This window comes from Pseudomonas sp. PDM25, assembly GCF_019219045.1.
GTDB lineage: Bacteria > Pseudomonadota > Gammaproteobacteria > Pseudomonadales > Pseudomonadaceae > Aquipseudomonas.
Genome location: NZ_JAHUWL010000002.1, coordinates 185,831 through 199,202, shown reverse-complemented (window position 1 = coordinate 199,202; position 13,372 = coordinate 185,831). Strand labels below are relative to the sequence as shown.

Here is a 13,372-nt window from a genome sequence, read left to right as displayed (position 1 = left end):
ACCTCCAATGCCGGGCGTCTTCCTAGTCCACAGCGTAGTGACTAGCCAGAACTTCATGAACGATATCGACGAACAACTGCGAGAAATTATTCCCAGATTGCGCCGGTTTGCCGTGTCGTTGACGCGCAATCCCAGCAGCGCCGACGACCTGGTGCAATCTTGCCTTGAGCGCGCGCTGTCGAGTTGGGGCGATAAACGTCCCGACGGCGATTTGCGCGCCTGGTTGTTTTCGATTCTGTATCGACAGTTTCTCGATGCTCACCGACGCTCCCGGCGTTATGCGCGAATGCTCGAATTCTTTACCGGCGGTGACGACTCACAGCCGTCGGTGGAGCGCACCGTGATCGCCCAATCGACCCTGCAAGCTTTCGATCAACTCACCACCGAACAACGCGCCCTGCTGCTCTGGGTCTCGGTCGAAGGCTTGAGTTATAAAGAGGTCGCCGAGATTCTCGACGTCCCCACCGGCACCGTGATGTCCCGCCTGTCCCGTGCCCGCCAGGCCTTGCGCCAGTTGAGCGACGGCGAAATTACCCGCCCTTCTCTGCGGAGACTCAAATGATCAGCCTGCCCCCAAGCGAGCGTGACCTGCACGCCTATGTCGACCAGCAACTCAGCGATGCCGACCGACGTCTGGTGGACACTTTTCTGGCCAGCAACGCTGAAGTGGCTGCCCAAGTGCGTGCCTGGCAACAGGACGCCCAGCAATTGCGCGCGGCATTGAGCGGCGCCCTGCAGCAACCGGCCAACCCGAACCTCGACCCGGCACTGATTCGCCAACGCCTCAAACGACAATCTCGCCGTCACCTGGCCAGCGCCGCCGTGTTGCTGATCGCGGTCAGCGTCGGCGGATTCAGCGGTTGGCAAGCCCGGGAGATGATGCTCATCAGAGCCATGCCGCCAATGACCGATGCCCTGCAGGCCTATCGCCTGATTGCCCAGCAAGGCATTTTGCCGGCCGACTACAAAGTCAGCGATGACGGTGACATGCAGGGTTGGCTTGACCGCTATTTCACTCAGGCCAATCGCTTGCCTGACCTCTCGGCCGCCGGTTTCAAACCGGTCAGCGGACGCTTGCTGAGCACCGAGCAAGGGCCGGCGGCGATGGTGGTTTACGAGGATCAGGGCGGCCATAAAATCAGTTTCTACGTCCGCCCACCGGGTCCGAAAAACTACCTGTTGCCGAGGGGCAGTCGCAGTGATGGCGAGTTGCAGGCCGAGTACTGGTCGGGGGGCGGGTATAACTACGCGATGGTCAGCCCGAGCGATACGCCGGCGGCGCAGATGCTCAAGCAAACCGTCCAGTTCTGACAACACCACAAATCCCCTGTGGGAGCGGGCTTGCTCGCGAAAGCGGTTCAACATTCAAGATTTATGTCGACTGTCACACCGCTTTCGCGAGCAAGCCCGCTCCCACAGGGGATTTGTGGCGGTTTCAGCCCTGCCCGAACACTTGCGAAGGCCTACGCAGCAACGGGTCGAACGGATTGATCCGCGGTCCGATCAGTGCCGCTTCGCGCTTGAGCATTTCCACCACCGTCGGCAAGCGATCCGGTCCCAGCCGATCACTCACGGTCGCCACACTCAACGCTGCCACTGCCCGCCCCTCCCGATCCAGAATCGGCACCGCCACCCCGGCCATGCCCTGCAACACGCCGGTGTTGCGCCCGGCATAACCGAGCTTGCGCACGTTCTCGACTTCCGAGCGCAGGAACACCTCGTCGTACAGGTGGAAATCCTTGAGCCTCGGCAAGTTGTAGTGAATCACCGTGTCGCGCTCTTCTTCCGGCAGGAACGCCAGAATCGCCAGGCTGCCCTGCCCCACGCCCAGCGCCACCCGCCCGCCGATGTCACCCGTAAAGGTGCGGATCGGAAACGGCCCTTCACTGCGGTCCAGGCAGATCGCATCAAAACCGCTGCGCGCCAGTAAAAACAACGAATCCCCCAACGACGCCGACAGCCGCAACAACGCCGGACGCACCAGTTCGCGCAGGTTTCCGGTGTTCCCGGCACGGGCCGCCAGGGCAAAAAACTCCAGGCTCAAGCGATAGCGTTTGCTGCGCGCATCCTGCTCGACCATGCCCTCATCCATCAGGCTGCGCAGCAATCGGTGCGTGGTCGGTTGCGACAACCCGATGCGCTGGGCCAGTTGCGTCACCCGCTCCCCGCCCTCGACGGTGTCACCCAGACTGCGCAGCACGGCAAACAGTCTGGAGACCGCGCCAACACCGACATCACTTTTGCTTTCATTCCGCTCAATGGAATCTGTCATGGGTTTTCTCGAGTATTAATTTACTCACCGAATGAAACTGAAAATAGTCATCGCTTCAGTGAAATAGGTCATTGAGCCCATCCTATTCTTCGTCCTACTCTGCGTCCAGACAGGGGCGATTCGAACAACAGCGGCAGCCGACAGAAGTCGAGCGCCAACGCACCCAGCAAGACCTTTTCGTATCTGCCCATACAAAAAAGCGCGCCTTCGGGCGACGCATAACAATCTCAGGTGGAGCGCAGTTATGGTTTTTGTGCAACTTGAAGGACTCGGCAAACGTTACGGCGAGATCGACGCCGTCGTTGCCACCAACCTCTCGGTCGAGAAAGGCGAGTTCGTCTCGCTGCTCGGCCCCTCCGGTTGCGGTAAAACCACCACCCTGCAAATGATCGCCGGCTTCGTCGAAGTCAGCAGCGGCCGCATTGTGCTGGACGGTCGCGACATCACCCACGCCAAACCCGCCAGCCGTGGTTTGGGCGTGGTGTTCCAGAGTTACGCGCTGTTCCCGCACATGACCGTGAAAGACAACGTCGCCTTCGGCCTGCGCATGCGCAAAGTGGCCAGCGGCGAGTTGCAGCAGCGAGTGGACCGGGTGCTGAAACTGGTGCGCCTCAACCAGCACGCCGAGCGTTACCCGCGAGAACTCTCCGGCGGCCAGCGTCAGCGTGTTGCATTGGCTCGGGCCCTGGTGATCGAGCCGCCGGTGCTGCTGCTCGATGAGCCGCTGTCCAACCTCGACGCCAACCTGCGCGAAGAGATGCAATTCGAGATCCGCCGCATCCAGCGCGAAGTCGGGATCACCACGCTGATGGTCACCCATGACCAGTCCGAAGCGCTGTCCATCAGCGACCGGGTGGTGGTGATGCAGGCCGGGCGCATCACCCAGATCGACGCGCCGTACACCCTTTACGAACACCCGCGCACCGAGTTCATTTCCGGGTTCGTCGGCAAGGCCAATCTGTTGCCGGGCGAGCGGGACAGCGCCGGTGTCGTTCAAGTGTGCAGCCGCGGCGACGGCGAACTGACCTTGAGCCTGCGTCCGGAAAAAATCGATCTGCGGGACAAGGGTCAGGGCCGCCTGCAAGGCAACATCGTCAGCCGCTTCTTTCTCGGCAGCCAATGGCTGTACGGCGTCTCGACAACCTTGGGCGAACTCAGCGTAGTGCGCCGCAACGACGGTTCGGCACCGCTCACCGAAGGCACGGCGGTCGGGCTCGATTGGGACGCAACGCTGCTGCGGGTGCTGAGTGTTGACGAGGTGCCAGCATGAGTACGCTTGTCGCCATTCGCCACGGACGCCAGGGTTACTGGCTTTCGGCACCGGCCCTGGCCTTGTACCTCAGCCTGCTGGTTATCCCATTGCTGCTGACCTTGGTGCTGTCGTTCAACGTCTTCGACTACAGCTCGGGGATCAACGGCGACGCTTACACCCTCGATCACTACAGCAGCCTGCTGGGTGATCCGTACTTCTACGAAATCTTTCTGCGCACGATGTGGATCAGCGCCCTGACCACCCTGCTCTGCGTGGTGATCGGCGTGCCCGAGGCCTACATCCTCAGCCGCATGGGCACGCCGTGGCGCTCGATTTTCCTGATTCTGATCCTCACCCCGCTGTTGATTTCGGTGGTGGTGCGCGCCTTCGGCTGGAGCCTGTTGCTGGGTGCCGACGGCCTGGTCAACCAGACCCTGCAAGCCTTCGGCGGCTCGCCGATGAAGCTGCTCTACACGCCATTCGCAGTAGTGATCGCGCTGGTCCACGTGATGCTGCCGTTCATGATCATTCCGGTCTGGACCTCGTTGCAAAAACTCGACCCGGCGGCCGAGCAGGCCGCGATGTCCCTCGGTGCCAGCCACTTCACCGTGATGCGCCAAGTGGTGCTGCCGCAGATCATGCCGGGCGTGCTCTCCGGCACCTTGATCGTGTTCGGGCTGGCGGCGAGCTCGTTTGCCATCCCCGGCCTGCTCGGCGGACGCCGGATAAAAATGGTCGCCACGCTGATCTACGACCAGTACCTGTCGGAGCTCAACTGGCCGATGGGCGCGGCCATCGCCGTGGCCCTGCTGTTGCTCAACCTGCTGATCATGCTGTCGTGGAACCGGATGATCGAAGGCCGCTACAAGAAGTCATTGGGATAACTCGTCATGTCCAAGAACGGTCCTTTCGCCCTGCTGTTCCATACCCTGGTGGTGCTGTTCATGCTGGCGCCGCTGGTGGTGGTCTGCCTTGTGGCCTTTACCCCGGAAAACACCTTGAGCCTGCCGACCACCGAATTTTCCCTGCGCTGGTTCCGCGCGGTGTTCGAGCGTGCTGACTTTGTCGATGCGTTCTACAACAGCCTGATCCTGGCGTTTTGCGCGGCCAGTCTGGCGACGCTGATTGCGGTGCCGGCGGCGCTGGCGATCACCCGCTTCGAGTTCCCCGGCCGCGACTTTCTCAACGGTCTGTTCCTGTCGCCGATCATCATTCCGCACCTGGTGCTGGGTGTGGCGTTGCTGCGGTTGTTTGCGCTGATGGGCGTCAACGGCAGCTTCGCCTGGCTGATCTTCGCCCACGTGCTGGTGATCACACCGTACGTGTTGCGACTGGTGCTGGCGTCAGCCATCGGCCTGGATCGCAGCGCCGAACACGCCGCGCAATCGCTCGGTGCCGGGCGCTTCACGCTGTTCCGGGAAATCACCTTGCCGATGATTCTGCCGGGGGTGGCCGGGGGCTGGCTGCTGGCGTTCATCAACAGTTTTGATGAGGTCACGCTGTCGATTTTCGTCACCTCGCCGGCCACGCAAACTCTGCCGGTGCGGATGTACGTGTACGCCACCGAATCCATCGATCCGATGATGGCGGCGGTGTCGGCACTGGTGATTGCGCTGACTGCATTGACGATGATTTTGCTCGACCGGGTCTACGGCCTCGATCGGGTTCTGGTGGGCAAACAATGAGGGCGCCATGGCTCTGCTGAAACGACTGGCCGAAGGCGACCGCCCGGCCCTGGACTTTACCCTCGACGGCACACCGGCCACCGGCCTGCTCGGCGACACCTTGCTGACGGCGGTGCTGACCTGCAGCGAACACTTGCGCGGCAGCGACTTCAGCGCCGAACCCCGTGCCGGATTCTGCCTGATGGGTGCGTGTCAGGACTGCTGGGTAAGGCTGGGCGATGGTCGACGCGTGCGCGCCTGCTCGACGTTGCTCGAAGCCGGACAGCAGATCAGCCGCGAACCGGGGAGGCCCCTATGAACACCTTTCCTACCAGCAAAAACCGTATCCCCTGTGGGAGCGAGCCTGCTCGCGATTGCAATCTGTCTGCCAGCATTAATGTTGAATGTCCAACCGTCATCGCGAGCAGGCTCGCTCCCACAAGGGATCGGCAACGGTCACGAAAGCCGGGGGCACCCCGCATCAATTGTGGGAGCGGGCTTGCTCGCGAAAGCGTCGTGTCAGCCACCACACTTTTTGAATGTACCGCCCCCTTCGCGAGCAAGCCCGCTCCCACAGGGGGTCGGCGGTGTTCACGAAAGCCGGGGGCACCCCGCATCAATTGTGGGAGCGAGCCTGCTCGCGATAGCGGTCTGTCGGCCAACACATCTGTTGAATGTGCCGCCCCCTTCGCGAGCAGGCTCGCTCCCACAGGGGGTCGGCGGCGTTCACGAAAGCCGGGGGCACCCCGCATCAATTGTGGGAGCGGGCTTGCTCGCGAAAGCGTCGTGTCAGCCACCACACTTTTTGAATGTACCGCCCCCTTCGCGAGCAAGCCCGCTCCCACAGGGGGTTGGGTATGAATTCGGTGGTCATCATCGGTGCCGGTCCGGCCGGGATTCGGGCAGCGCAAACATTGGTCGCCCACGGCGTTCGCCCGGTGCTGCTGGACGAAGCCGCACGCGGTGGCGGGCAGATTTATCGTCGCCAACCGGCAAACTTCAAGCGCTCGCCGCTCAAGCTGTATGGCTTCGAAGCCGGCAAGGCCAACGCGCTGCATCAGACGATCGACGCGCTGCGCGAGCAACTCGATTACCGTCCCGAGACGCTGGTATGGAACGCCGAGCACGGTGCGCTCGACACCTTGCATGAAGGCCGCGCCGCTCGGCTGGCGTTCTCCCGGGTGATCGTCGCCACGGGCGCCACCGACCGGATTCTGCCGGTGCCAGGCTGGACCCTTCCGGGGGTTTACAGCCTCGGCGCTGCGCAGATCGCCCTCAAGTTTCAAGGCTGCGCCATCGGTGAACGCGTGGTGTTCGCCGGCAGCGGGCCGTTGCTGTACCTGGTGGCGTATCAATACGCCAAGGCCGGCGCCAAGGTGGTCGCGGTGCTCGACAGCTCGCCGTTCAGCGCTCAGGCCCGCGCCCTGCCCGGCCTGTTCTCGCAACCGGCCACCTTGGCCAAAGGCATCTATTACCGCAGTTGGTTGACCGCCCACGGCATCCCGGTGCATCAGGGCGCCAGCCTCACAGGCATCAACGGCGAACAGCGGGTGCAATCGCTGACCTGGCGCAACGCCAAGGGCGATCAGCCTCTGGAGTGCGACGCCGTCGCCTTCGCCCACGGTCTGCGCAGTGAAACCCAACTCGCCGACCTGCTCGGCTGTGAATTCGCCTGGAACCCGCTCAACCGCGCCTGGCTGCCGCAACGCGACAGCGCCGGTCGCAGCAGTGTCGCCGAGGTTTACCTGGCCGGTGACGGCGCCGGCATCATGGGCGCCGACGCGGCGGAAATGGCCGGCGAGCGCGCGGCCCTGGCGTTGCTCGAAGACATCGGTTACCTGATCCCGCCGCAACGTGGGGCTCAATTGGAGCAGGCGCTGGGACGGATCGATACCTTCCGCCAAGGTCTGGAACGGGCCTTCGTCTTTCCCGAGCATTGGGCCGCCGATGCCCCGAATGACGTGATGATCTGCCGTTGCGAAGAAGTGCGGGCTGGCGACATCCGCCAGGTTGTGCGCGAGGGTCATTGGGAGATCAACCGGGTCAAGGCGCATTGCCGGGTCGGCATGGGCCGCTGTCAGGGACGGATGTGTGGCGCCGCCGCCGCGGAAATCATTGCCTGCGAAAGTCAGCGCTGCGTGTCCGACATCGGCAGGCTTCGGGCTCAGGCCCCCATCAAACCCCTGCCGTTTGGTCTGGAGGTCGAGTCATGATCGAAGTCGATGTCGTCATCATCGGCGGCGGAATTGTCGGCGCCTGCGCCGCGCTGTTTCTGAGCAAGGCCGGGCGTCGCGTGGCGCTGCTGGAGCGGGACTTTTGTGGCTCGCATTCCAGCGGCGTGAACTACGGCGGCGTGCGGCGCCAGGGGCGACCACTCTCGCAACTGCCGCTGTCGCAGCGGGCCCACGACATATGGGGACAACTGCCGCAGCTGATTGGCATCGACGGTGAGTATCAGCGCAGCGGCCACCTGAAGCTGGCCCGCAGCCTCAACGATCTGCACGCCTTGCAAGACTATGCCGCCAGCAGCCGGGGCTTTGGCCTCGACTTGCAGGTACTCGATCGCAGTGAATTACGCGCACGTTTTCCGTGGGTCGGCGAGGTGGCGGTCGGTGCCTCGTTTTGCCCCGGTGACGGTCATGCCAACCCGCGACTGGTGTCCCCGGCGTTTGCCCGGGCGGCGCGGCGACATGGCGCCCAGGTCCATGAACAATGCCCGGTGACAGCGGTGGAACACGATGGCCAACGCTTTCGTATCAGCACTCAAACCGGTCTGGAGCTGCAGGCGCCCTGGCTGCTGAATTGCGCCGGAGCCTGGGCCGGCACCGTGGCAGAACAGTTCGGTGAGAAAGTGCCGATGCACGCCGGGCACCCGGCGATGCTGGTCACCGAGCCGTTGCCGCTGGTGATGAATGCCAGCACCGGGGTCGAGGGCGGCGGTATCTATGCCCGTCAGGTCGCTCGCGGCAATTGTGTGTTGGGTGGCGGCCAGGGGTTTGCCCTCGACGGTGCCCGCGCCCGGCCGGGCCAGCACGCGGTAATCGAGATCCTGCGTCAGGCGGTCGAGCTTTATCCGTTTCTTGAAGGCGCCCAGGCGATTCGTACCTGGAGCGGCACCGAAGGTTACCTGCCCGATCGCCAACCGGTGATCGGCCACAGTGGCACTCAACCCGGTCTGTTGCACGCGTTCGGCTTTGCCGGTGCGGGGTTTCAGATCGGCCCCGCGGTGGGCCAGGCGCTCACCGAAATCATCTGCAGCGGCGCCTCAAAAACGTCGCTGGATGCGTTTTCCATCACCCGGTTTCACTCCATCTCCGTTGCTTGATAGAGGAAGGTCGCGCTAATGAATAACGTCAAACGCACTGCACTGCTCGGTATCTCCTGCTTGGGCGCTCTGCTCGCCGCCACCCAGGCCCAGGCCGAACCGACGCTTTACCTGGGCATGAACGGCGGGACCATGGAGCGGCTCTACGCCGACAAGGTGCTGCCGGTTTTCGAGAAGGCCAACAACGTCAAAGTGGTGATCGTGCCCGGCACCTCCGCCGATATTCTGGCCAAGGTCCAGGCCAGCAAAGGCAACCCGCAGATGCACGTGATGTTCCTCGACGACGGCATCATGTACCGCGCCATCGCCATGGGGCTGTGCGACAAACTCGAAGACAGCGCACCGCTGGCGCAGATTCCGGCCAAGGGCCGCATCAAGGATCAGGCCGTAGCGGTCAGCCTCGGCGTGACCGGGCTGGCGTACAACACGCGTCTGTTCAAGGAGAAAGGCTGGACCGCGCCGACCTCGTGGATGGACATGGCCGACCCGCGCTTCAAGGACAAACTGGTGTTCCAGTCGATGGCCTCCTCGACCTTTGGCCTGCACGGGTTCTTGATGTTCAACCGGATTCAGGGCGGCAGCGAAACCGACGTCGAGCCAGGCTTCAAGGCGTGGCCGAACACCGTCGGGCGCAACGTGCTGGAGTACATTCCGAGCTCGGCGAAGATTTCCGAAATGCTTCAGACCGACGAAGCCGCGCTGTTCCCGCTGACGCCGACCCAGGTCACCGCCCTGAAACTCAAGGGCATGCCGGTGGAATATGCGCAACCGAAGGAAGGCGCCGTGGTGCTCAACGTGGCCGAATGTGCCATCGCCAACAACACTCAGCCGGAACTGGCGCAAAAACTCGCTGCTTTCTTGCTGACACCTGAAGCGCAGGCCGCTGCGCTTGAAGACGGCGACCAGATCCCGTCCAACCCGAATACCCCGACCACCGACAAGACTCGCGGCCAGGTGGAGGCGATGAAGCAGTACCTGACCACTGCCATTGCGATCGATTGGGATCAGGTCAACGAACAGCGCCCGGCATGGAATGCCCGTTGGAATCGTAGTATCGAGCGGTAACCAGCGGATACAACACCATCGAGGCAACACAGCAAACCTTGTGGGAGCGGGCTTGCCCGCGAATGCGTAAGGTCAGGCAACCGAAAGGGTGACTGACACACCGCCTTCGCGTTCAAGCCCGCTCCCACAGGTTTCGCGCTTGACTGACTGACCTCAGGAAAGCGCCCTCGCCACCAGCGCTTTCGTCGACAGAACTGGAATGAAAATTCCCCGTTTGGTTACACTACGCCGCCGCAGCTCGGGGGAGCCGGCGTGCAAATTACGGGGTGAAATCACAGTGGCCGTTCGACCGCCAAACCGCTCGCGACTCACGCCACGCTGGCCTGCGCTTCGCCGCTTGTTCGGCAACTCATCGACGGCATCCGCCGGTAACACCGCAACCGGTCGAGTCATCCACGACTACTTCCACCGCAAGGCCCACACCCAGGGTTACACCCTCAGCCATAGCCAACTGCGCGTCATCGACTGCATGGCGCAACACGCCACAGCGCTGTCGGGCACCTCGGCAAAAACGCTTCCCGGTCTTTATCTGCACGGTGCTGTGGGTCGCGGCAAGAGCTGGCTGCTCGACGGTTTTTTCCAGGCCCTTCCCATCGCGGAAAAACAGCGCCTGCATTTTCATGGGTTTTTTGCGGACCTTCACCAGGGAATGTTCACTCATCGCGATCAACCCGATGCACTGGAAACCACCCTCGACGAACAGCTGCGCGATTGCCGGGTGCTGTGTTTCGACGAGTTTCACGTCCATGACATCGGCGATGCGATGCTCATTACCCGGCTGTTCAAGGCATTGTTCCGCCGACGCATCCTGCTGCTGGTCACATCCAACTACCCACCGGAAGGACTGCTGCCCAACCCGCTGTACCACGCGCGCTTCAAACCGGCGATCGACCTGATCAACGCTCGCATGCAGGTCATGGAGGTCGGCGGCCCCCACGACTACCGCAGTCAGGCGAGAACCCACGCCCAGCAGCTGTTTACCCAAGGCCAGTACGTCTGGCCGGCCACGGTGGCGCAGCGTCAGTCGTTGAACCTGCCCGAACGCGACGCGCCGGCCATTCAACTGCCCGTCGGGACACGCAATCTTCAGGCCCGACACTGCGAAGGGCGAACCATCGGTTTCACCTTCGGCGATCTGTGCGACCACCCCACAGCGGTCATGGATTACCTGGAGCTGTGCCGACGTTTCGATCATTGGTTCATCGATAAACTGCCCAACCTCGCCGAGTGTTCCATCGCCGCCCAGCAGCGCTTCATCAATCTGGTCGACGTCCTGTACGACCAGGACAAGCACCTGATTCTGCTCGGCCAGCGGTCTTTGCGCGAAAGCCTGGGCGGCGATGCCATCGATCTGGCGCGCACGCGCAGCCGGTTGGGGCAGTTGGTCGAAGTCAGGGGGCCGTAAGTTTTGTGGTGTCTGTCAGGCCCCCTTCGCGAGCAAGCCCGCTCCCACAGTTGATCGCATTCCAATGTGGGAGCGGCGGTACGACGATTCGACTTGCTCGCGAAGGCGGCCTGACAGTCACCACACATTTGCCGGTATCATGTCGCCCGTTTCCAGGCCTCCGCGCCCTCCTCTCGATCAAGAGTGAATCTGTTCATGGATACCCTTGCCCAACTGCGCGCCGGCCAACTGTCGGGCATCACCCGCCTGGACCTCACCGGCGGCCTGACGGAGTTTCCGCGAGAAATCTTCGACCTGGCGGACTCGCTGGAAGTCCTCAACCTCAGCGGCAATGCCTTGAGCAGTCTGCCGGACGACTTGCACCGCCTGACCCGTTTGCGCGTGTTGTTCTGCTCGGACAATCTGTTCACCGAACTGCCCGACTGTCTGGGCCACTGCGCCGCGCTGACGATGATTGGCTTCAAGGCCAACCGCATCGAGCACGTGCCAGGCGCCGCCCTGCCACCGTTGCTGCGCTGGCTGATCCTGACCGATAACTGCATCACTGAACTGCCGGCCGAGCTGGGTGAACGCCCGCACCTGCAAAAACTCATGCTGGCTGGCAACCGCTTGCAACGTTTGCCGCAGAGCTTGCGTCATTGCCATCGACTCGAACTGATCCGCATCGCCGCCAATCAGTTGAGCGAGTTGCCCGAGTGGCTGCTGTCCCTGCCCAGCCTGACCTGGCTGGCGTACGCCGGTAACCCGCTGGAGACCGAAGCCGATGCGGCCGCTCTCGAAGCCACGCCCCGCATTCCCTGGCCTGAACTGCGACTGGAGCAGCAACTGGGCGAAGGCGCCTCAGGAGTGATTCATCGGGCCATGTGGGATCGACCGGACCAGCCGGCCACACAGGTCGCGGTCAAACTCTACAAAGGCGAAATGACCAGCGATGGCTCGCCGTTGCACGAAATGAACGCCTGCATCACCGCAGGTTGTCACCCCAACCTGATCCGGGTTGAAGGGCGAGTCGTCGAACATCCAGAAGCCCAGGCCGGGCTGGTAATGCAATTGATCGATCCGAGCTACCGCAATCTGGCCGGGCTGCCGAGCCTGGCGTCATGCACCCGCGACGTTTACGCCAACGACACCCGGTTCAGCGCTGGCGTGGCATTGCGGATCGCCTGTGGCATCGCCTCGGCAGCCGAACATTTGCACCAGCATGGCATCACCCACGGCGACCTCTACGGCCACAACATTTTGTGGAACGAGCACGGTGATTGTCTGCTGGGGGATTTTGGCGCCGCGTCTTTCCATGCCCTCTCGGACAGCCTTGAAAGCCGTGCGCTGCAACGGATAGAAGTGCGGGCGTTTGGTGTTTTGCTGGGGGAATTGTTGGAGCGGATCGACTCAGGGTTGAGCGATGAAGGTCGTGTGCAGCTGGAGCAATTGCAGCAGCGCTGCTGTCAGCCGCAGGTGCTGGAGCGACCGGGGTTCGCGGAGATTGTGCGAATACTGGAAAATCGGTGACCGCTACGCGGTCATTCGCGAGCAAGTCGAATCGTCGCACCGCCGCTCCCACATTTAATCTCTGTTAATAGCAAAATATGTGTTTAACACAGATAAATGTGGGAGCGGCGGTGCGACGATTCGACTTGCTCGCGAAAGCGGTGTCACTGAAAAATCAAATTACCCCGCCAACCCGACAAACATGTCCTGCACGTCATCGTGGTTATCGAGGCCTTCGAGGAAGGCTTCGACTTCAGCCATCTGCTCATCGCTCAGACCGCTGACCGGGTTTTTCGGCTGGTAACCCAACTTGGCCGACAACACGGTGAACCCTTGCTCGGGCAGGGCTTTCTGCACAGCGTCCAGGTCCGCAGGCTCGGTCAGGAACAGGGTCGTGCCCTCTTCATCACCTGGCTCGAAATCCTGGGCGCCGGCTTCGATGGCGGCCATTTCCGGATCGGCGTCAGGGCTGTCCGGGGACGCCTCGATCATGCCGACATGGTTGAAGTCCCACGCTACCGAACCGGAAGCGCCCAATTGGCCCTTGCGGAACGCAACGCGGATTTCAGCGACGGTGCGGTTGATGTTGTCGGTCACGCATTCAACGATCAGCGGCACCTGATGCGGTGCGAAACCTTCATAGGTCACGCGATGGTATTGCACGGTTTCACCCAACAGGCCCGCGCCTTTCTTGATCGCGCGATCCAGGGTTTCCTTGGGCATCGAGGCTTTTTTGGCCTGCTCGACCACCAGGCGCAGGTGTGCGTTGGTGGCAGTATCGGCGCCGTTTCGGGCCGCGATGGTGATTTCTTTTACCAGTTTGCCGAAGATCTTGCCCTTGGCGTTAGATGCCGCTTCTTTGTGTTTAACCTTCCACTGTGCGCCCATTACTCACTCTCTT

General features: G+C 62.3%; 13 protein-coding genes. 11 read left to right on the top strand and 2 right to left on the bottom strand.

Going from position 1 to position 13,372, the window contains the following annotated elements; all coding sequences use genetic code 11:
• The first annotated feature begins 55 nt into the window (after positions 1 to 55).
• Positions 56 to 562: an RNA polymerase sigma factor gene (locus KW848_RS03375; RefSeq protein ID WP_218535728.1), complete on the top strand. Its 507-nt coding sequence runs from the start codon at positions 56 to 58 to the stop codon at positions 560 to 562.
• The gene (locus tag KW848_RS03370; RefSeq protein WP_218535726.1) at positions 559 to 1,311 is read left to right on the top strand and encodes an anti-sigma factor; all 753 of its coding nucleotides are present in this window, start codon (positions 559 to 561) and stop codon (positions 1,309 to 1,311) included. Before KW848_RS03375 ends, KW848_RS03370 begins: the two co-directional genes overlap by 4 nt.
• Positions 1,312 to 1,435: 124 nt before the next feature.
• Here KW848_RS03370 and KW848_RS03365 read toward each other — a convergent pair whose 3' ends face one another.
• The gene (locus tag KW848_RS03365) at positions 1,436 to 2,272 is read right to left on the bottom strand and encodes an IclR family transcriptional regulator (protein WP_008148459.1); all 837 of its coding nucleotides are present in this window, start codon (positions 2,270 to 2,272) and stop codon (positions 1,436 to 1,438) included.
• 244 nt (positions 2,273 to 2,516) lie between these two features.
• Between KW848_RS03365 and KW848_RS03360 the strand changes: the two genes are divergently transcribed.
• From KW848_RS03360 to KW848_RS03320, 9 genes are all read left to right on the top strand, one after another.
• Complete coding sequence (locus KW848_RS03360) at positions 2,517 to 3,542, top strand: ABC transporter ATP-binding protein (protein ID WP_218535724.1); 1,026 nt, start codon at positions 2,517 to 2,519, stop codon at positions 3,540 to 3,542.
• Positions 3,539 to 4,408: an ABC transporter permease gene (locus KW848_RS03355; protein ID WP_218535721.1), complete on the top strand. Its 870-nt coding sequence runs from the start codon at positions 3,539 to 3,541 to the stop codon at positions 4,406 to 4,408. The genes KW848_RS03360 and KW848_RS03355 overlap by 4 nt, the downstream gene beginning before the upstream one ends.
• A gap of 6 nt (positions 4,409 to 4,414) precedes the next feature.
• Complete coding sequence (locus tag KW848_RS03350) at positions 4,415 to 5,209, top strand: ABC transporter permease (protein ID WP_218535719.1); 795 nt, start codon at positions 4,415 to 4,417, stop codon at positions 5,207 to 5,209.
• 7 nt (positions 5,210 to 5,216) lie between these two features.
• A complete protein-coding gene (locus tag KW848_RS03345; protein WP_192410481.1) occupies positions 5,217 to 5,507 on the top strand; it encodes a (2Fe-2S)-binding protein in 291 nt (96 codons plus the stop codon).
• 538 nt (positions 5,508 to 6,045) lie between these two features.
• Complete coding sequence (locus KW848_RS03340; RefSeq protein WP_218535717.1) at positions 6,046 to 7,401, top strand: NAD(P)/FAD-dependent oxidoreductase; 1,356 nt, start codon at positions 6,046 to 6,048, stop codon at positions 7,399 to 7,401.
• The gene (locus tag KW848_RS03335) at positions 7,398 to 8,513 is read left to right on the top strand and encodes an FAD-binding oxidoreductase (RefSeq protein ID WP_218535715.1); all 1,116 of its coding nucleotides are present in this window, start codon (positions 7,398 to 7,400) and stop codon (positions 8,511 to 8,513) included. The genes KW848_RS03340 and KW848_RS03335 overlap by 4 nt, the downstream gene beginning before the upstream one ends.
• A gap of 18 nt (positions 8,514 to 8,531) precedes the next feature.
• Positions 8,532 to 9,578: an ABC transporter substrate-binding protein gene (locus KW848_RS03330; protein WP_102616487.1), complete on the top strand. Its 1,047-nt coding sequence runs from the start codon at positions 8,532 to 8,534 to the stop codon at positions 9,576 to 9,578.
• A 277-nt stretch (positions 9,579 to 9,855) separates the two neighbouring features.
• Positions 9,856 to 10,983, top strand: a complete 1,128-nt coding sequence (zapE, locus tag KW848_RS03325) for a cell division protein ZapE (RefSeq protein WP_218535713.1) — start codon at positions 9,856 to 9,858, stop codon at positions 10,981 to 10,983.
• Positions 10,984 to 11,178: 195 nt separating this feature from the next.
• Positions 11,179 to 12,492 carry a leucine-rich repeat-containing protein kinase family protein gene (locus tag KW848_RS03320; RefSeq protein WP_218535710.1) on the top strand — a complete coding sequence of 438 codons (1,314 nt, stop codon included), beginning with the start codon at positions 11,179 to 11,181 and terminating at the stop codon, positions 12,490 to 12,492.
• Between the two features lie 159 nt (positions 12,493 to 12,651).
• Here KW848_RS03320 and KW848_RS03315 read toward each other — a convergent pair whose 3' ends face one another.
• The gene (locus tag KW848_RS03315) at positions 12,652 to 13,359 is read right to left on the bottom strand and encodes a YebC/PmpR family DNA-binding transcriptional regulator (RefSeq protein ID WP_008148440.1); all 708 of its coding nucleotides are present in this window, start codon (positions 13,357 to 13,359) and stop codon (positions 12,652 to 12,654) included.
• Positions 13,360 to 13,372 lie beyond the last annotated feature (13 nt).

What these genes read in the sequence shown, in the direction of transcription:
- KW848_RS03315 (WP_008148440.1), bottom strand. Translation starts at nt 13,359, where the DNA reads ATGGGCGCACAGTGGAAGGTTAAACACAAAGAAGCGGCATCTAACGCC.
- KW848_RS03375 (WP_218535728.1), top strand. Translation starts at nt 56, where the DNA reads ATGAACGATATCGACGAACAACTGCGAGAAATTATTCCCAGATTGCGC.
- KW848_RS03350 (WP_218535719.1), top strand. Translation starts at nt 4,415, where the DNA reads ATGTCCAAGAACGGTCCTTTCGCCCTGCTGTTCCATACCCTGGTGGTG.
- KW848_RS03365 (WP_008148459.1), bottom strand. Translation starts at nt 2,272, where the DNA reads ATGACAGATTCCATTGAGCGGAATGAAAGCAAAAGTGATGTCGGTGTT.
- KW848_RS03335 (WP_218535715.1), top strand. Translation starts at nt 7,398, where the DNA reads ATGATCGAAGTCGATGTCGTCATCATCGGCGGCGGAATTGTCGGCGCC.
- KW848_RS03320 (WP_218535710.1), top strand. Translation starts at nt 11,179, where the DNA reads ATGGATACCCTTGCCCAACTGCGCGCCGGCCAACTGTCGGGCATCACC.
- KW848_RS03370 (WP_218535726.1), top strand. Translation starts at nt 559, where the DNA reads ATGATCAGCCTGCCCCCAAGCGAGCGTGACCTGCACGCCTATGTCGAC.
- KW848_RS03340 (WP_218535717.1), top strand. Translation starts at nt 6,046, where the DNA reads ATGAATTCGGTGGTCATCATCGGTGCCGGTCCGGCCGGGATTCGGGCA.
- KW848_RS03360 (WP_218535724.1), top strand. Translation starts at nt 2,517, where the DNA reads ATGGTTTTTGTGCAACTTGAAGGACTCGGCAAACGTTACGGCGAGATC.
- KW848_RS03330 (WP_102616487.1), top strand. Translation starts at nt 8,532, where the DNA reads ATGAATAACGTCAAACGCACTGCACTGCTCGGTATCTCCTGCTTGGGC.
- KW848_RS03355 (WP_218535721.1), top strand. Translation starts at nt 3,539, where the DNA reads ATGAGTACGCTTGTCGCCATTCGCCACGGACGCCAGGGTTACTGGCTT.
- KW848_RS03345 (WP_192410481.1), top strand. Translation starts at nt 5,217, where the DNA reads ATGGCTCTGCTGAAACGACTGGCCGAAGGCGACCGCCCGGCCCTGGAC.